Annotated in this window: 15 protein-coding genes; 10 read left to right on the top strand and 5 right to left on the bottom strand. The window is 35.4% G+C overall.

Translation table 11 applies throughout. The features are described from left to right. Nucleotides 1-331 precede the first annotated feature (331 nt). A complete protein-coding gene (locus ACO05K_RS16210; protein ID WP_421945474.1) occupies nucleotides 332-862 on the bottom strand; it encodes an AAA family ATPase in 531 nt (176 codons plus the stop codon). Next, a complete protein-coding gene (gene pnuC / locus ACO05K_RS16205) occupies nucleotides 846-1,463 on the bottom strand; it encodes a nicotinamide riboside transporter PnuC (protein ID WP_421945473.1) in 618 nt (205 codons plus the stop codon). The genes ACO05K_RS16210 and pnuC overlap by 17 nt, the downstream gene beginning before the upstream one ends. A gap of 440 nt (nucleotides 1,464-1,903) precedes the next feature. Here pnuC and ACO05K_RS16200 point away from each other — a divergent pair, with 440 nt between their 5' ends. Both ACO05K_RS16200 and carB read left to right on the top strand, forming a co-directional pair. Next, complete coding sequence (locus ACO05K_RS16200) at nucleotides 1,904-2,221, top strand: carboxypeptidase regulatory-like domain-containing protein (RefSeq protein WP_421945472.1); 318 nt, start codon at nucleotides 1,904-1,906, stop codon at nucleotides 2,219-2,221. A gap of 212 nt (nucleotides 2,222-2,433) precedes the next feature. Beyond that, nucleotides 2,434-5,271, top strand: coding sequence for a carbamoyl-phosphate synthase large subunit (gene carB, locus ACO05K_RS16195; protein WP_421945471.1), 2,838 nt, complete (start codon nucleotides 2,434-2,436; stop codon nucleotides 5,269-5,271). 98 nt (nucleotides 5,272-5,369) lie between these two features. Here the strand turns inward: carB and ACO05K_RS16190 are convergent, their stop codons facing one another. Then, nucleotides 5,370-7,811: an outer membrane beta-barrel protein gene (locus tag ACO05K_RS16190; RefSeq protein ID WP_421945470.1), complete on the bottom strand. Its 2,442-nt coding sequence runs from the start codon at nucleotides 7,809-7,811 to the stop codon at nucleotides 5,370-5,372. Nucleotides 7,812-8,257: 446 nt separating this feature from the next. Then, nucleotides 8,258-9,931 (bottom strand): dipeptidyl-peptidase 3 family protein, encoded by a 1,674-nt coding sequence (locus ACO05K_RS16185; RefSeq protein ID WP_421945469.1) that lies wholly within the window; start codon nucleotides 9,929-9,931, stop codon nucleotides 8,258-8,260. A gap of 114 nt (nucleotides 9,932-10,045) precedes the next feature. Here ACO05K_RS16185 and ACO05K_RS16180 point away from each other — a divergent pair, with 114 nt between their 5' ends. Further along, nucleotides 10,046-10,882, top strand: coding sequence for an N-acetylmuramoyl-L-alanine amidase (locus ACO05K_RS16180; RefSeq protein WP_421945468.1), 837 nt, complete (start codon nucleotides 10,046-10,048; stop codon nucleotides 10,880-10,882). Nucleotides 10,883-11,012: 130 nt separating this feature from the next. Here ACO05K_RS16180 and ACO05K_RS16175 read toward each other — a convergent pair whose 3' ends face one another. Next, the gene (locus ACO05K_RS16175) at nucleotides 11,013-12,668 is read right to left on the bottom strand and encodes a glutamine--tRNA ligase/YqeY domain fusion protein (protein WP_421945467.1); all 1,656 of its coding nucleotides are present in this window, start codon (nucleotides 12,666-12,668) and stop codon (nucleotides 11,013-11,015) included. Between the two features lie 330 nt (nucleotides 12,669-12,998). Here ACO05K_RS16175 and ACO05K_RS16170 point away from each other — a divergent pair, with 330 nt between their 5' ends. The 7 genes from ACO05K_RS16170 (at nucleotide 12,999) to ACO05K_RS16140 (ending at nucleotide 18,027) form a co-directional block, all read left to right on the top strand. After that, complete coding sequence (locus tag ACO05K_RS16170) at nucleotides 12,999-13,418, top strand: cobalamin B12-binding domain-containing protein (RefSeq protein ID WP_421945466.1); 420 nt, start codon at nucleotides 12,999-13,001, stop codon at nucleotides 13,416-13,418. A gap of 3 nt (nucleotides 13,419-13,421) precedes the next feature. Further along, a complete protein-coding gene (locus ACO05K_RS16165) occupies nucleotides 13,422-14,198 on the top strand; it encodes an enoyl-CoA hydratase/isomerase family protein (protein WP_421945465.1) in 777 nt (258 codons plus the stop codon). A 130-nt stretch (nucleotides 14,199-14,328) separates the two neighbouring features. Continuing rightward, nucleotides 14,329-15,717 (top strand): sigma-54-dependent transcriptional regulator, encoded by a 1,389-nt coding sequence (locus ACO05K_RS16160; RefSeq protein WP_421945464.1) that lies wholly within the window; start codon nucleotides 14,329-14,331, stop codon nucleotides 15,715-15,717. Nucleotides 15,718-15,784: 67 nt separating this feature from the next. Further along, complete coding sequence (locus ACO05K_RS16155) at nucleotides 15,785-16,834, top strand: AI-2E family transporter (protein ID WP_421945463.1); 1,050 nt, start codon at nucleotides 15,785-15,787, stop codon at nucleotides 16,832-16,834. A gap of 66 nt (nucleotides 16,835-16,900) precedes the next feature. Continuing rightward, complete coding sequence (locus ACO05K_RS16150; RefSeq protein WP_421945462.1) at nucleotides 16,901-17,167, top strand: YtxH domain-containing protein; 267 nt, start codon at nucleotides 16,901-16,903, stop codon at nucleotides 17,165-17,167. A gap of 55 nt (nucleotides 17,168-17,222) precedes the next feature. Continuing rightward, nucleotides 17,223-17,603 (top strand): phage holin family protein, encoded by a 381-nt coding sequence (locus ACO05K_RS16145; RefSeq protein ID WP_421945461.1) that lies wholly within the window; start codon nucleotides 17,223-17,225, stop codon nucleotides 17,601-17,603. Continuing rightward, nucleotides 17,590-18,027 (top strand): hypothetical protein, encoded by a 438-nt coding sequence (locus ACO05K_RS16140; protein ID WP_421945460.1) that lies wholly within the window; start codon nucleotides 17,590-17,592, stop codon nucleotides 18,025-18,027. Before ACO05K_RS16145 ends, ACO05K_RS16140 begins: the two co-directional genes overlap by 14 nt.

The raw sequence follows: 18,027 nt of genomic DNA, 5'->3' as shown, positions 1-18,027 counted from the left end.
CCAATCCCTACGCCGGCATTACCCGGATCAGGTGCATTTAAAGCTTAAGGCTTAAAGCTTAAAGACTAAAGCTTGGTAATTAACCATAGCTTTTAGCTTTTTTGCTTTCCTCTTTCTGCTTCAAAATGGGTATGATCTCAGCCCGTTTTTGTGTTATTTAAAACAAGGCACCCCTAATGATGTGGCAAATGTAGAAAAATATGTTTAGGATTGCTTAAAATAGCTTTATCTTTTTTTAGAAAAGCAATATTTGTAGGTGGTTCACTCACGATAGTCACGCTTTTTGCTGCAATCTTTTTTGAATAGAAACGATGCCAGCGCTTTCCAAAATCTATAAAGCTAAAAAGTCATCAATCACATCAATGGCGTTTTGTTGTCTTTGCTCGCCAATGCCACCAATTACTTTGTAATTTGCGTTTAAAGCTTTTAATTCCTTATGCCAAATTTCCATAAAATATTCTCGCTGGTTCGGAAAATCTCTCAATGGGTCGTCCTGCCAAGGTAAATCAATATCCATTAAAAGGTATAAATCGTAAGGTCTTTTCGGTAAAGCATCCAAAACCAATTCGGGAGTTTCGCCGAGCATTTCGTCGCTCCAGATTTTTACGGTTATAAAAGTTGTGTCGCAAATAACAAATTCGCCTTTGGTAATGTTGAGAACGGCATCTTCTAATGCAATTTGACCATAATACATGTTCAGCTCATCCTGTAAAGAATATGGTGCTTCTAAATTTGCGCAGTAATAACGGGCATACTCAGGTACCCAGGAAACATTGTAATGGTTTGCCAAAAATTTTGACATGGTCGATTTTCCGGTGCTTTCCGGGCCAACTATAGCTATCTTTTTAATATTCTTGTTCACGGTATGTTTTTCTCCAATCCAGATAGCCTTTGTAGGCAATAATAATTAACACAAAATATAATATTGCACTTAAATTTAAGTGCTTGTAAATAAAAAGCGGAACATAGCAGATGTTTGCAAATACCCATAACAGCCAGTTTTGTAACACTTTTCTAGTCAGCAAAATTTGTGCTACGAAACTTATTGATGTGCAAAACCCATCAGCATATGGTACTGTGCTATTTGTAAAGTTTGCCATAAACCAGCCTAATAAAAAACTTAAGGCAATTATGAATAAAATGGCTAAAAACCAGCCTTCTTTTTTTAATAAAGTAATGGGCTTATCAACTTCTTCTTTTTTGCTGAACCAAAAGTACCATCCATAAAAGGCTGTAAAAAGAAAGTATATCTGCAAAGTCATGTCGCCATACATGGCTTCTCTAAAAAATAAAAAGCCATAACAAACTACACTTATAATAGAGATTGGCCAATTCCAAATACTTTCTTTGGCAGCTAAATAAATGCAGATAAAGCCTGTAATTACAGCAAACCATTCTAAAACTGATGTTTGTAAAAATTGATCGGTTAGAAAATCAAAAAAAGGTGCAGCAGCAATTGTCATGTATTCAAAAATAGAAACAAAAACCACATTAAAGAAAAAATCCGGTCGAGGAGGGCTCCTCTGACCGGATAATAAACCAAACAAACTATTTATGAAGAAATCCTCTTTGCGGGTAACTAAGCCGCTGAGGAAGCTTTAGATCGAACTCTAAAGTATTTACAAAACGCAAATACGATAGGCTTATTACAACATTGTTGCCAATAATATTCAATTCATTCATTCGTGACTTAAACATGACTTGATAATTAAAACGCGATTAAAAATTGGCTTCTGATTAAAAGATCCTTGCTATAATGCTCGTCAAATAGGTTTTTCTACCTGTCCAAGAATTAATACAGTGTGTAAATTACACTTCATTGTTTGAAACTTTTTTGAGTTTGAAGCGTTTATATTTAACATAATTTAACTTTGTGAAAAGTTATCTGAAATATTTTATCAAGATGAAAAAGCAAAATATATTTATTGTAGCATTTTTAATGTTAACTGTTACAATTTTTGCCTTTACCAATGTTAAACTTGGTGGCATAAGCGGAAAAATTACGCCTGCTGATGGTGTTGCAACTATAGCACTTGTTGCAGGAACAGACACGTTAAAAGCTGATTTGAATCAAGGCGCTTTTACTTTTACAAACTTAAAAGAAGGTGTTTACAAAGTTTGGATTAAAGCAAACGCACCATATAAAGATGCAACAATCGAAAACGTTGCAGTAAAAGATAGTTCTACAACAGATTTAGGCGAAATAAAATTACAGCAATAACGTGTTTTGCAAAAGAAAAATTTATAAGGAGGGTTAATTTTACCCTCTTTTTTATTTTAAAAAAATAGGCTTAAAATAACTTCTAAAGGTGTATCTTTGCATCCCGACAGAACAGTTGGGATTTTCTTCCATAAAGCAAAAAACCAACTTGCTTCTTCAGCCTTCAGAGGCGCAAAAACTTTAGAATTTTAATTATTGTATTAAGCTTTATCATGCCTAAAGACACTTCCATACGCTCAGTATTAATTATCGGATCGGGACCAATTATTATTGGCCAAGCCTGCGAATTTGATTATTCCGGTTCTCAAGCGGCACTTTCTTTAAAAGAAGAAGGAATTACCGTTTCAATCATCAACTCTAATCCGGCAACGATTATGACGGATAAAGTTATCGGCGACCATGTTTATCTGCGTCCGTTGACTGTAGATTCGATTGAGGTTATTTTGCAAGAGCATATCAACTCTCCGGATTTGCCTAAAATTGATGCGGTATTACCTACGATGGGTGGTCAAACTGCATTAAACCTTTGTGTGGAAGCCTCTGAGCGTGGTGTTTGGGAAAAATATGGTGTTAGAGTTATTGGTGTTGATGTAGCAGCTATCGAAAAAACTGAAAACCGCGAAGCGTTCCGCCAGTTAATGGTTGATATAGGTGTAGGTGTAGCGCCATCTAAAATTGCCAATTCATTTTTAGAAGGTAAAGAAGCCGCTCAAGAAATAGGTTTTCCATTGGTAATTCGCCCATCTTACACTTTAGGTGGTTCTGGTGGTGGTTTTGTACACAAAAAAGAAGAATTTGATGCTGCGCTTAAACGCGGTTTAGAAGCTTCTCCAACTCACGAAGTTTTAGTAGAACAAGCCGTTTTAGGTTGGAAAGAATATGAATTAGAGTTATTGAGAGACAGTAATGATAACGTGATTATCATTTGTTCAATCGAAAACTTCGACCCAATGGGTATTCACACCGGAGATTCGATTACGGTTGCACCGGCAATGACATTATCTGACCGTTGCTACCAGGAAATGCGTAACCAGGCAATTAAAATGATGCGTGCCATAGGAACTTTTGCAGGTGGTTGTAACGTTCAATTCTCGGTTAATCCTGCTAATGATGATATTATCGCCATCGAAATTAATCCACGTGTATCACGTTCATCAGCTTTAGCAAGTAAGGCAACTGGTTATCCAATTGCTAAAATCGCAGCAAAATTAGCCATCGGTTACAACTTAGATGAAATCGAAAATCAGATTACAAAAACAACTTCAGCATATTTCGAACCTACTTTAGATTACGTAATTGTAAAAATTCCTCGCTGGAATTTCGATAAATTCAAAGGCGCTAATAAAGAGCTTGGTTTACAAATGAAATCTGTAGGTGAGGTTATGGCAATTGGCCGTACTTTCATCGAAGCTTTACAAAAAGCCTGTCAGAGTTTAGAAATAAACCGTGCTGGTTTAGGTGCAGATGGCAGACAAGTGCGTAACATCGAAGAAATAATGGATGGTTTGGAGCACGCTTCATGGAACCGTTTATTCTTAATAAAAGATGCCATGACAATGGGAGTGCCTTTAGAATCTATTCGTAAGGTTACTAAAATTGACAAATGGTTCTTAAATCAAATTCAGGATCTTGTTGCTTTAGAAGTTGAACTTAAGAGATATTCATTAAATAACATTCCTCAGGACTTCTTCTTCACACTTAAACAAAAAGGTTTCTCTGATGTACAAATTGCCTGGTTATTAGGCAATGTAACCGAAGATGAAGTTTACGACCGTAGAAAAGAACTTGGCATAAAGAGAGTTTATAAAATGGTTGATACTTGCGCTGCGGAATTTCCGGCGCAAACACCATATTATTACTCATCATTTGATGAAGAAAACGAATCCAAATCTTCTGATAAGAAAAAAGTTATCGTTTTAGGTTCTGGTCCAAACCGTATTGGCCAAGGTATAGAATTTGATTATTCTTGTGTACACGGATTATTGGCAGCCAAAGAATCTGGCTTTGAAGCCATCATGGTTAATTGTAACCCTGAAACGGTTTCTACAGATTTTAACATGGCTGATAAACTTTACTTCGAGCCGGTTTTCTGGGAACATGTTCGCGAAATTATCGATTTAGAGAAACCTGAAGGCGTCATTGTACAGTTAGGTGGGCAAACAGCTTTGAAAATGGCTGAAAAACTAACGGAAAAAGGTATAAAGATTATCGGAACTTCTTTCGAGAATATGGATATCGCCGAGGACCGTGGTCGCTTTTCTGATTTATTGAAAGAATTAGATATTCCTTATCCAAAATATGGTGTTGCAGAAAATGCTGAGGAAGCAATTGTTGTTGCTAATGAGGTAGGTTATCCGGTTTTAGTTCGCCCAAGTTATGTATTAGGTGGACAAGGAATGAGCATTGTAATTAACGATGAAGACCTTGAAAAAGCAGTTGTAAAATTATTAGGCGATTTACCGGGCAACCGTGTGTTAATCGACCACTTTTTAGATAGAGCAGAAGAGGCAGAATCTGATTCGATTTCTGATGGAGATGATGTGCACATTGTAGGTATGATGGAACACATCGAGCCTGCAGGTATTCACTCTGGAGATTCATTCGCAGTATTGCCAACTTTTAGCTTGCCAGAAACGGTAACTAAAGCAATGGAAGAATACTCTATTAAAATTGCAAAAGCTTTAGATGTTAGAGGTTTGTTAAACATTCAGTTTGCGATTAAAGATGAGAAGGTTTATGTAATTGAAGCCAATCCAAGAGCTTCCAGAACAGTTCCATTCATCGCGAAAGCGTATGATGTTCCTTACATTAACATTGCGGCTAAAATTATGTTAGGTGTTGCTAAATTGAAAGATTTCACCATCGAACGTAAGCTACAAGGCTATGCAATTAAAGAACCTGTTTTCTCTTATGAGAAATTCCCTGAAGTAACTAAAGAACTTGGTCCGGAAATGAAATCTACAGGTGAGGCTATTCGTTTCATCAAAGATTTAGAAGACCCTTACTTCCGTAAGCTTTACAAAGATAAATCAATGTATTTGAGTAAATAATAGCAAAGGGCGATGGAAACATCGCCCTTTTTTAATTAGTAAAAAGCCCGACTAACGATGTTCGTATCCGGGCTTTTGCTTTTCAAAGGATTTGTAATTTAGTTTTTCATTCGGCCTTGTTCGGCTTCTAAACCCGTACTTCGGTTACGGGCAGGTTTAATTTCGTTTTTACCAAAGCGATAAGTGAAACTTACGCTAACGTATTGCCTATCGTTATTGCCGTAAAGCGTGTAATATAGGCCAGGGAAAGCGCTGTTTATTCTATTGATTTGGGTATTGAAAATATCGGTTGCAGCTAGTTTCAAACTTGCTTTTTTGTTGAATAAAGATTTACTTACACCTGCATCTAAACCATATCTGCGGCCAATTTCCATCACTCCGAAAGTAACCGGGCTATCATACCTAAACATTAACTCTGCTGATAAACCCGGGCGAATATTAAAGGTGTGTTGCGATTTGAACTGAAACGATGTGCTTTTGTTATCCAATTTTTGTCCGGCAAGATCTGGCGCTTTAAAACCAATGTGGAAAATGTTTAAACTGTTATTGCTATTCCACCATTTTATAAATTGAACAGGTGCATTCAACACCAAAGAGTAAGCATTTTGCGTAGCAATGTTTTCGTTGGTTTGATATAAAGCCTGTTTTTCATTATCAGGAAGTAACACTTCGGTAATTACATCGGTAGTGCGGCTATAGTTTAAAGTAACCGAATATTTCTTTTTAAGCAGGTAAGTAAATTCGAAATTGTTTGTGTATTGAGGGTTTAAGAACGGGTTACCTTGGTTGTAAGTGTACTGATCTAGAAAATATACAAACGGATTTAAAGCATCGTAACTTGGTCTATCAATACGGCGGCTATAAGATATATTAATGTCGTTGTTTTTATCCAACACCTGATTAATAAAAACACTTGGGAAGAAGTTTAAGTATTCTCTATCTATAACTTTATTAGTTGTAATAGAATTTCCTTTTGAGTTGGTTTGCTCGGCTCTTAAACCCAACTGTACGCTGGTTGTTTTAAACTGCTTATTAAAATTTAAGTAAGCTGCATTTACATTTTCATCGTAAATAAACTGATTACTAAGTAGCTGATTGTTTCGCCAGGCATTATTTACAAACTGTTCGGCAATTAGATTATTATCAGTTGTAACCCAGCTGCTTTTTAATCCGGCTTCTAGCTTCATTTGTTTTTTTAGTGGCAAGGCATAATCCACTTTAAAAGCTTTAATATTTATAATAGATGGTGTAATGTTTCTGGTAATAACCGTTGGTCTGATTAAGCCGCCGTTGTTAAAGAAATAATCGCTCACATAATCTGCGTCATCGTCACCTTTATATCTGCCATAATCTAAATCAATGGTAATTTCTTGCCCTGCGGTATCTAAAACAGATTTATAGTTAAGGTTGTAAGAAATATTATTGTACTTATTTCTGATAATGTTATTAGCTAAAACCGAAGAATCTCTTTGAGAAAACGAAGCGCCAATATTTGTTTTATTTACTGAGCCTTCATTACTAGCTCCATCGTAACCAGTTATTAATACGCCAATGGTGTTATTCTTATTCAAGAAAAAATCAGCTCCGGCTTTAAAATTATGACCATTATTTTTCCTTTCAAACTCGCTAATTTGCGAAAAATACCTGTCACCAGCACTTGCATTGGCAATCCTGTCGATCGTTAAATCGGTTTCTCTTGTGTTATTGTAGTAGCTGTAGTTACCAAATAAGTTTACAGATTTTGTTCGGTGATTAATGCTTCCGCCTGTACTTGCTCTAAATCTCTGGCCACGACCAAAAGCTGCATTAACACTACCATTTGTGCCGCCACCTTTATTTTTTTTAGTTTTAATGTTTATAATACCAGAATTACCTGCAGCATCGTATTTTGCAGATGGGTTGGTAATCAACTCGATGGTTTCAATTTCCGAACTCTGCATGCTTTTCAGTAAAGTGGCTACATCAGCATTGCTCATATAAGTTTGCTTTCCATCAATTTGAATCATTACACCTTGTTTACCAAGCATCGAAATATTATCGTTTTGGTCAACATTTACGCCAGGTGCTTTTTGCAACAACTCTAAAGCCGTAGAACCAATTGCTGTAGAACTGCTAGAAACGTTCATAACCGTTCTATCCATTTTTCGCTCAATTAATGGAACAGTTGCCGCAACGGTAACTTCTTTTAAATTCTGACTTGTAGAAGCCAGCTGAGCTGTTCCGAAATCGATTTTTAAATCATCGCCAAGTGCTAAAGTTTTACTTTTTATTGCAGCGTAACCCATGCTGCTTGCTTTGTAAAAATAACTGCCTTTAGCATTTATCGAAAAGCCAAATACGCCGCTTGGATCGGTAAAGGCGGTTTTCACTATGCTAGAATCTGCTGCTTTATAAAGCACTACTGTTACATAATCGGCCGGTTTTTTATTTTCATCAACAATAATTCCGGTAATATTTGGCTTTGGTGTGGTTTGCGCAATAGCTGCTTCTGATGTAAAAATGCTTGTAACAATTATTGCTATTTTGTATAGGTTTTTCATTGGTTTTTATGCTGTATTCGGTTAAAAAATGGCAAAACAATTTCTATAGCACCAATTTCTCGTGCTTTAATTGCAAGCTTAATTTTTAAAGTTTAGTTAGAAACGAAATGTTTCTTTTGCTTAGTTATAAGTAAGACGACCGTTTTTTTAAAAGGTTACAAGAAATTTAAAAAAGGTTGGCTGTAAATATTTTGGAAGTGAAAACCAGTAGTTTATGGCTCATTTAGTCCTGCCATTTGCTGCAATCTTTTGGCGAAACTTATTTTGGCGAAACTTACGAAGTCTTTACTAAGGGAAATCTCAAGTGACTTCGTAAGTTTTAGACTCTGGTTCGCCAAAAGTATTTTCGCTGCTGTCAGGCTTATTTAACAAAATTTACTGCAAAAAAAACCGCAGATGTACAGTTCTGAATCTGCGCATCTGCGGTCAAAAATTTATTGTGTAATTTATTTTACGCCAAGTACATCAACACCTTGTTCAAAAACAACATCAACCGGAATGTTCTTTTTCATTAATCTGTCTAAATCATTCTGAAGTTCGGTTGAGATATTCGCTTTTTCTTTTTGAGCTTTCTCAACCGCAACCTTATCTCCGTTGCCTTGTAACGTTATAATAAAGGCGCTTAAATCATTCATAGCTAATGCAAATTTTTCATAATTTACACTGTATGTTCCTTTTGCAGAACGTTCAAATGCACCTTTTTCTTTAAAATAATTAAAGCATTGCATATTAGCTTTTCCATGTGCACTTGCTGCTCCAAAACGAACAGAGCGTAAAATGCCGGCCATAAATGTGGTGTAATAATCTTTAATATCGCCTTGCAATTCTCCTTTTTTAAGTAAGCCGGTTACCATATATAAACCTAAAATATCGGCTTTGCCTTCTTCTAACCAACTGTACTGTTCTTTAAGTGCCTCGCGAACAAAACCTTTACCTGTAACCGTTTTTTTAATGCCCAAACCATGCGCAACTTCATGGAACATTACGTTTGCAAAAAACGCATCAAACTTGATGTATTTTTGCTGGTCTGCAGCAATAAGCTCTTTCGAAATCGGAACTAAAATTTTATCAAATTTTGCCTGCATCGCATTTTTTAACTGCGAACGACGTGTACCTTTTTCTTGCTGAATTTTTTCATCGTTAGGCAAATTAACCGCAATTGTTTTCGAACCAGAATTGCAATCTCCTGCGTAATAAACCACATCATAGGCGTTTAATTCAGAATCTGTTCCAGGTTTTTCTGCCTTGTATTTTGCAGCAACGGGTAAGTTTTTCTGCAATTCTGGAAGCATTTTTACATACTTGGCTAAACGCTTGCTCCACTCTTTATCCTTAACCAAAACGTAAGCTTCGTAACTAGTTCTGGCGTTAAATAACTTGTCTTCGTAATTTTCAATCGGACCGATTATAATATCCAATCCATTAGTTTTCATATCTAACCAGGCATAGTCACTCGCTGTAAAATTATCGGATACTAGAGCATCTGCTCTTAAGTTCAGGTATTTCTTTAAGCCGGCATCTTCAGTAATTAATGCAGCTTGCTTAAGCAATGAAGACGCTCTTTGTAATTCTGATGCAAATAGTACGTGGTAAGGAATAGTACTAAGTTTTCCTGTACTATCTCTTCTAACAACAGAATAAGCCCCAAATTTATCGGCTAGGTCTGATTTTTCAATCTCAGCTTTCGTTATTCCATAAGGATAAAATGATGCTCCGTCTGGTTTAGCGCCAACACCACTAACAAACGGTTTATCATTATTTAATCTATCCCAAGGGCCGTAATTTATGTTGAAGAAATCACGTGTTTTTTCATCCTTAATTGTGGCAAGCAAACTATCTTTTTGTGGATAAGTTTGTTTCCAGTAAAGTTCATCCATAATTTCTGCCGCCTGGATAAGTAGCGGTAAAATTTTGCGGTCGCTAATGCTTAAGCTGTTAATGTTTGTGGTAAGCTTCACACGCTCATAAATTGGCAAGCGTTGTGCAACATAACCAGTTAAGCTATCTTTTTGTACTGTAACTTGTTTATTGTTTTCAGTTGTGTTGTTTCCACTACAAGCCGCGAAGATACAGGCTGTAAGCGATATTAGAAGTATATTCGATTTGTATAAATTCTTCATTTTAAAATTGATAAGGGTGCTAAATTAGTAAAATTTAAAAGCTTTGGATAATTTTGATGAATTGGATGAAGTTTAGTATAACTTTGTCGTTTTACTACATTAACAAAAGCTTATATGTTTTCGTTTAAAATATCAAAATTTTCTTCTTCGTTTGTTATAGTTTCTGCTATGCTTGCAGCATCTTGTACAACCAATAAATATGCCGCAACAGAAAAAATTTATAAGCAAAAAGCTAAAGATTTTTCTGAAATAATAAAGACTACACCTCCAACTGGTCAGTTATACGATTCATTGAGCGCTACAAATCAGCAATGGGTTGGTTCCGTAAATTTTGGAATTAGAAAACCAAATTTTGTGGTTATCCACCATACGGCGCAAGATAGTTTGGCACAAACCATTAAAACTTTTCATTCTACCAAAGCCGGAACAAGTGCGCATTATGTAATTAGTCGCGATGGTAAAGTTGTGCACATGGTTAACGATTACCTGCGTGCAAACCATGCAGGTATTAGTAAATGGGGCAAAGATACCGACCTGAATTCATCATCTATTGGGATCGAATTAGATAATAATGGCGTTGGTGATGTTTGGCAAGATGCTCAGATTAACAGTTTAATAAAGCTATTGGCGACACTGAAAAAGACTTATAATATTCCAACTGCTAATTTTATTGGCCATGCCGATATTGCTCCTGGCCGTAAAAATGACCCTAAAAATTTCCCTTGGAAAAAGTTAGCTGATAAAGGTTTTGGTTTTTGGTACGATCAAGTTTTAAAAAATCCACCAGCTGATTTCGATACGGAAAAGGCGTTAAGATACATTGGCTATAATACAACTAATTTACCTGCTGCAATCGAAGCCTTTAAAATACACTTTATTCAAACAGATATTAGTAAAAAGCTTACTCTGGTAGATATTTTGGTGTTGTATAATCTCTACTTGAAGTATTAGGGAAAAGATAAGGGAATAAATCAGGCCCAAAAATCATTACAATTTCTTTGACAACCCTTTTTTCAATTGCAAAAAAAACACGGATAAATCTGTGCTTATCCGTGTTCATCTGTGCTTAAAATTTTTTCTCTTAATTAGGCTTTTTAAAAGTATCTTTTAATGTTACCGTTCTATTGAAAACCAATTTTTCAGCATTAGAATCTTTGTCTAAACAGAAATATCCTTTACGGATGAATTGATAACGTCCATCTAAATCAGCATCTGCTAAAGCTGGCTCTATGTATACGCTTGGCAAAACAGTTAAGCTATTTGGATTTAAATAATCTTTGAAATCGCCTTCTTCCGCATCAGGTGTTTCAGAAGTAAATAAGCGGTCGTATAAACGGATTTCAGCTGTTTTTGCATGTTGTGCACTCACCCAGTGAATAGTTCCTTTAACGTTAATTCCACTTGTATCGCTTCCGCTTTTTGATTCAGGAATATAGGTACAGTGAATTTCGGTTACATTTCCATTTTCGTCTTTTACAAAATCCTCACACTTAACAATGTATGCGAATTTTAAACGAACCATAGCACCTGGCGCCAAACGGAACCATTTTTTCGCGGGAACTTCCATGAAATCTTCACGCTCAATCCAAAGTTCTTTACTGAATGGAATAATACGAGTACCACCGCCATCTTCAGCTTCAGGATTGTTTTCGCCGATTAAATCTTCAGTACCTTTTTCGTAATTGGTAATGATTAATTTAATCGGATCTAAAACTGCCATTACACGATTAGCGGTTTTATTTAAATCCTCACGGATACAAAACTCCAATAAACTTAATTCGATTAAATTTTCGCGTTTAGCGATACCAATTCGCTCACAAAATTCACGTACACTTTTTGGAGTGAAACCTCTTCTGCGTAAGCCCGAAATTGTAGGCATGCGTGGATCATCCCAGCCACTAACTAAATTCTCGTTTACCAACTGAAGTAACTTACGTTTACTCATTACTGTAGAAGTAAGGTTTAAACGGGCAAATTCATATTGTTTAGATGGAAAAATCTCTAACTTTTCGATAAACCAATCGTACAATTCGCGGTGCGAAACATATTCTAAAGTACAAATCGAGTGGGTAATGTTTTCAATGCTATCACTTTGGCCGTGAGCAAAATCGTACATTGGGTAAATGCACCATTTATTTCCAGTACGATGGTGTTCTGCGTGTTTAATGCGGTAAATAATTGGGTCACGCATTAACATATTCGGACTAGCCATATCAATTTTGGCTCTTAAGATATAAGCTCCATCAGCAAATTCGCCATTTTTCATTTTAGTGAAAAGTTCTAAATTTTCTGCTGCGCTGCGGTTACGGTATGGACTATCCTGACCAGGTTCTGTTGGTGTTCCTTTTAATGCTGCAATTTCATCAGCAGAACTTTCATCAACATAAGCTAAACCTTTTTCGATTAGTTTAACGGCAAACGAATATAATTCATCAAAATAATCTGATGCATACAATTCATTTTTCCAGTTAAAACCCAACCATTTAATATCTTCTTGCTGGCTATTTACATATTCAGTTTTTTCAGTTACCGGGTTGGTATCATCAAAACGTAAGTTGGTATAACCGCCGTATTTTTGTGTTAGTCCGAAGTTTAAGCATATTGCTTTCGCGTGGCCAATGTGTAAATAACCGTTTGGCTCAGGCGGAAATCGCGTAACCAAGGTTTCATACTTACCACTATTTAAGTCGTTCTCAACAATTTCTTCAATAAAGTTCAATGACTTTTCTTCACTCATAAAAACCTGTAAATTAGGAATGCAAATGTAAAAAGATTGAGCGTAATTATATAAGGAATAGTGAATAGAATAATTTGGGGTAGGGGAAGTGTAATTACGGGGAATTGGAAATGGGGAATAGGATAATAAGAGGATAGGAAATTGAGAAATAGAGAATAGTAAAAAAATAGGAAATGTATTGAATGATAAAATTTGCAATGACTTAAACCTTCAATCAATTTCCTGTTTTCAATTCCCCAAATCTATGTAACCCGTAATCCATTCCTATTTTCAATTCTCTATTCCCTTAAAGAGAAAATTCGATACATTTACATTAACTTAATATTCATTATGAGCAAAGTATTAAACAGGCCAATACGTGTTTTAGTTGCTAAAGTTGGGCTCGATGGACACGATAGAGGCGCTAAAGTTATCGCAACATCTTTAAGGGATGCCGGTATGGAAGTAATTTACACCGGACTTCGGCAAACTCCAGAAATGGTTGTAAATACAGCTTTGCAAGAAGATGTTGATGCTATCGGCGTTTCGATTTTATCTGGTGCACACATGACTGTCTTTCCAAAAATTATTCATTTTATGAAAGAAAAACAGCTTGATGATGTACTGTTGACAGGTGGTGGAATTATTCCGGAAGCAGACAGAAAGAAGCTTGCAGATTTAGGTGTTGGAGAATTATTTCCACCGGGAACAACAATGGCAAGCATTGTAGAGTATATTCAAAATTGGGTTTCAGAAAACAGAAATTTTTAAGAGATGGCATATCAAAATTTAATATCCGAGGTAAAAGAAAATATTTTATACGTAACGATAAATCGTGAAAAAGCGTTAAACGCATTAAATAAAGATACACTTGCCGAACTAGCAGATGTTATAGATTTTGCAGGAAAAACTGATGAAGTTAGAGGTGTAATTATTACCGGAGCAGGCGAAAAGGCTTTTGTTGCAGGTGCAGATATTAAAGAATTTTCTGATTACAATGGAAAACAAGGTGAGGAGTTGGCAAGACAGGGACAGGAAAAAGTTTTTAATGCAATAGAAAATTCTTCTAAACCATTTATTGCTGCAATTAACGGTTTTGCATTAGGCGGAGGATTAGAATTGGCGATGGCTTGTCACATCAGAATCGCATCAGATATTGCCAAATTAGGCTTGCCAGAAGTTACTTTGGGTTTGATACCCGGTTACGGTGGCACACAAAGGTTAACCCAGTTGGTTGGCAAAGGAAAAGCTGTAGAAATGATCATCACCGCCAATATGATTAAGGCTCAAGAAGCAGAACAAATCGGTTTAGTAAATTACGTTGTACCGCAAGCTGATCTAATTAGCAAGGCTGAAGAAATTTTAGGTTTTGTTAAACAAAGGGCTCCTCTTGCAGTTGCAGGAGCAATAAGGGCTGTGGTTGCATCGCTCAATCATTCAGGTTATCAAGTTGAAATCGAGTCGTTTGGCAAGTGCTTCGAAACAGAAGATTTTAAAGAAGGTGTTTCGGCATTTATACAAAAAAGAGCTGCTGGTTTTGAAGGCCGATAGTAGCTGTATTATTAATTCTATATAGTATTGGTCAAAAGTGTAGAGAAAATTTCCCAAGTTCATTTTTTTTATCTAATTATGCACTACGATTCTCGCATATGAAAAAAAGATATTAATAATTGATGATGAGGTGAATATTGGCCTCCTACTCTCCAAGTTCCTAACCAGAAATGGTTTTGAGGTAGCCAATGCTATCACTGGCAATTCAGCGATGGATATTTTGACTACAGAAACTTTTGATTTGGTACTATGCGATTACAGATTGGATGATACTGATGGCAGAGAAATTCTCATCAAAATAAAAGAAAATTATCCATCTACTGGTGTTATCATTATCACAGGTTATTCTGATATTAAACTTGCAGTAGAATTAATCAAATTAGGTGCTTACGATTATATCACTAAGCCACTATATCCTGATGAAATTTTAAACACAATAAATAAGGCTTTAGAAACTCAACGGGCTTTAAATGAAAGTGTTGGCAGTATCAATACAAAAAGCAACAGTAAAAACGCTGAACAAGAGTACATCAACCATAGTGATTATATCGATGGAATGAGTTATGTTTCTAAAACGTTGCTAAAACAAATCAATCTTATTGCCCCAACTTCTTATAGTATTATTTTAACCGGTAAAAGCGGAACAGGTAAAGAGTATGTGGCAAAAACAATTCACCTAAACAGTTTAAGAAAAGATAAGCCTTTTATCGCTATGGATTGTGGCTCTTTAACTAAAGAACTTGCAGGTAGTGAATTTTTCGGGCATGAAAAGGGGTCTTTTACAGGTGCTTTATATACTAAAATCGGACACTTTGAGCAAGCGAACGGCGGTACATTGTTTTTAGATGAAATAGGAAACTTATCTTATGAAATTCAGGCAACACTTTTAAGAACCGTTCAGGAACGAAAAGTTAAGCGCATTGGCAGTACCAAAGAAATAGATTTAGATGTTCGCATTATTGTGGCCACAAATGAAAATTTGGTGGAAAATATTTCAAAAGGAACTTTTAGAGAAGATTTATACCATCGTTTTAATGAGTTTTCAATTCATATTCCCTCACTAAAAAAACGTGGTAAGGATATTTTAGTTTTTGCAGAAAATTTTTTGAAAGTAGCCAATAATGAATTAGGTAAAAATATCAAAGGTTTTTCTGAAGGAGTTAAAGAATCTTTTTTAAATTACAATTGGCCAGGAAATGTTCGTGAATTGAAAAACGTTATAAGACGTGTTGCCTTGTTAACAGAAGGTAATGAAATTCAGGTCGATGTTTTGCCTTTGGAATTATCAAATCATGTTAAAGATTATGATAGAGACGAAATTTTAACTCAGGTAAAACTTAAACTTAGCGATAAGCCTAAGGATTTGAAAAATGCAGCCTTAGAAGCAGAATACGATACTATTTTAAGAGTTTTAAAAGAGGTAAATTTTAACAAAACAAAGGCGGCGAAAATTTTAAATATTGATAGAAAAACGCTGTACAATAAAATCAAGGCAATCAAGATTGATGATCAGGAGTAAATCTTAATTCTGCAAAAACAAATACTATGTTTTTTGTATTTAGAAAGTACCAAGCAACTAGAATTCTATGTCAGTATTTTCTTATAAGCAACGCAATAATATAAACCTTGTTATTATAATAGCACTTGGGCTGTTAATAGCATATTCTTTACAAGGAATTTTCAGTGCAATATTAAGTACGCTTGTGCTGTACACCATAATGCGTCCTGGTTATATTTATTTTGCTGAAGTAAAAGGCTGGAATAAAAGATTTGTAGCAATATTAATCATCGCAATAAGTGTTGTGCTAATTATATTACCTTTCTATGCGTTAAGCAGCATGGTAATTAGTAAAATATCCGAACTAAAAAATAACGAAATCTTCTTTAAAAACTTACTGGTTAAAATCCAGCACTTAATTCCGGTTAAAATAAACGAAAGTTTAATTCAAGATGGAATGAACAGGTTGGGCAATTGGGCTACTCAGCTTTTTCCATCTTTAATTTCGAGTGCAATAAATATTATACTGAGTTTATTGGTGATGTACTTTTTACTGTACTTTATGCTAATAGAAAGGAAAAAATTCGAATTATCTTTAATAAAATATGCTCCGCTTCGCGAACAAAATGCCTTACGTTTTGGCGATGAAATGCGTAATACAACTTATGCAAATGTTATTGGCCAAGGTTTAATTTGCCTGGTTCAAGGTTCTTTAGTAAGCTTATCTTTTTTTGTTTTAGGCTATAAAGATCCTGTCTTTTGGGGTGTTATAACAACATTTATCTCTTTTGTTCCGGTATTAGGCCCGCCTGTTGTATTTGTGCCTGCTGCAATATTCCAAATTGCAAATGGGAATAACTTCGCCGGATGGGCTATGCTCATCTTTGGCTTCGTAGTTATTATAAATATCGATAATGTTCTTAGATTTATAATAGCGAAAAAAGTTGGCAACATACATCCAATAATTACAGTAATTGGCGTAATTATTGGTATTCCTTTATTCGGAATACTTGGACTTGTATTTGGTCCGCTATTGCTATCTTATTTTATATTGCTCGTTAAAATTTACGAAACCAGTACACTGGCATCAGAAAGATTGGAAAGAATTAAAACAAATAATGAGCAAAATGAGTTATAATTTATAGCTTAACGAAAATAATATAGCACTGTTATATTGTAATGTTAAACCCTTAAATAGATAATTATGAATGATAACTCAAAAGTTGTAGTTGCCCTTTTAGCAGGATTAGCTGCAGGAGCCGCATTAGGAATCTTATTTGCACCAGAAAAAGGTGAAGAAACCCGTGATAAATTAAGCCAATCGTTAAAAGATTTAGGCGATTCTATACGCGATAAAGCTGCCGATGAAATTAACAACCTTTCTAGCTTAAAAGATAAAGTTGTAGACTCAATTAAAACTAAATTGAGAAGTGTTGAAGAAGAATATAGTGACGACGTAGAGCACGCGTAATAAATTTTTTAAAACCGGATGTTTTAACATCCGGTTTCATTTACCCATCTAAACTATGCAAGAAAATAAAGAAAAAAGTATCGAAGATATTGTTGACGATGCCAAAGGCTATTTGGAGGCTAGAATAGAATATACCAGACTTTATCTGGTTGAAAAAGTATCCAAGATTTTCGCCGATTTAGTTACAAACACTGCCGTTATTGTTTGCTTTATACTGGCATTTTTATTTGGTTCGGTTACGCTTGCGCTATTTTTATCTGATGTGCTGGGGAGCTTTGCCCGTGGTTTTGGCTGCGTATCGCTCATCTATATCTTGTTGGCTGTAATTGTTTATGCAACTAAAGATAAGTATATAGAAAAGGCAATTATAAATGTAGCTGTGCGTAAGTATTTTGATAAGTTAGCAGATAAGGAGGACGAAGATGAAAAGTTATAAAAACATTCGCACTCTTGAAGATTTGCAAGCCAAAAAGCTTGAGCTTAAGGTTGAATATACGCTTAAAGAAAATTTGCTTAAATCGGATGTGAAGGTTTATTTAAAGCAATTTACACTGAGTGCCTTAATAAAGAAATATGCTACACCAAGTAATCTTTTTAAGGTTGATGATAAACTGAACTTGAGTGGAACTGCAATGTCTTTGCTTTTGCCAATGTTTATGAACAAAACTGTTTTTAGAGGTGCTGGTTTTTTAACAAAGGCAGCGGTAGGATTGGTTTCAGGTAAAGTTGGCAAATCGCTAGATGCAGAGCATATATCGGCCATTTTTAACTCTGTTAAAGGATGGTTTGGTAAAAGAAAAGAGAAAAAAGATAAGAAGTTTGTAGATTATGGCATTCCACCAGATAGTGAAACTTATTAG

This window comes from Pedobacter sp., assembly GCF_965227205.1.
Lineage (GTDB): Bacteria > Bacteroidota > Bacteroidia > Sphingobacteriales > Sphingobacteriaceae > Pedobacter.
This window is presented reverse-complemented; position numbering and strand designations above follow the sequence as displayed.

Coding starts and splice junctions, on each gene's coding strand:
- pnuC (WP_421945473.1), bottom strand. CDS start 1,463: ATGACAATTGCTGCTGCACCTTTTTTTGATTTTCTAACCGATCAATTT.
- ACO05K_RS16200 (WP_421945472.1), top strand. CDS start 1,904: ATGAAAAAGCAAAATATATTTATTGTAGCATTTTTAATGTTAACTGTT.
- carB (WP_421945471.1), top strand. CDS start 2,434: ATGCCTAAAGACACTTCCATACGCTCAGTATTAATTATCGGATCGGGA.
- ACO05K_RS16190 (WP_421945470.1), bottom strand. CDS start 7,811: ATGAAAAACCTATACAAAATAGCAATAATTGTTACAAGCATTTTTACA.
- ACO05K_RS16185 (WP_421945469.1), bottom strand. CDS start 9,931: ATGAAGAATTTATACAAATCGAATATACTTCTAATATCGCTTACAGCC.
- ACO05K_RS16180 (WP_421945468.1), top strand. CDS start 10,046: ATGTTTTCGTTTAAAATATCAAAATTTTCTTCTTCGTTTGTTATAGTT.
- ACO05K_RS16175 (WP_421945467.1), bottom strand. CDS start 12,668: ATGAGTGAAGAAAAGTCATTGAACTTTATTGAAGAAATTGTTGAGAAC.
- ACO05K_RS16170 (WP_421945466.1), top strand. CDS start 12,999: ATGAGCAAAGTATTAAACAGGCCAATACGTGTTTTAGTTGCTAAAGTT.
- ACO05K_RS16165 (WP_421945465.1), top strand. CDS start 13,422: ATGGCATATCAAAATTTAATATCCGAGGTAAAAGAAAATATTTTATAC.
- ACO05K_RS16155 (WP_421945463.1), top strand. CDS start 15,785: ATGTCAGTATTTTCTTATAAGCAACGCAATAATATAAACCTTGTTATT.
- ACO05K_RS16150 (WP_421945462.1), top strand. CDS start 16,901: ATGAATGATAACTCAAAAGTTGTAGTTGCCCTTTTAGCAGGATTAGCT.
- ACO05K_RS16145 (WP_421945461.1), top strand. CDS start 17,223: ATGCAAGAAAATAAAGAAAAAAGTATCGAAGATATTGTTGACGATGCC.
- ACO05K_RS16140 (WP_421945460.1), top strand. CDS start 17,590: ATGAAAAGTTATAAAAACATTCGCACTCTTGAAGATTTGCAAGCCAAA.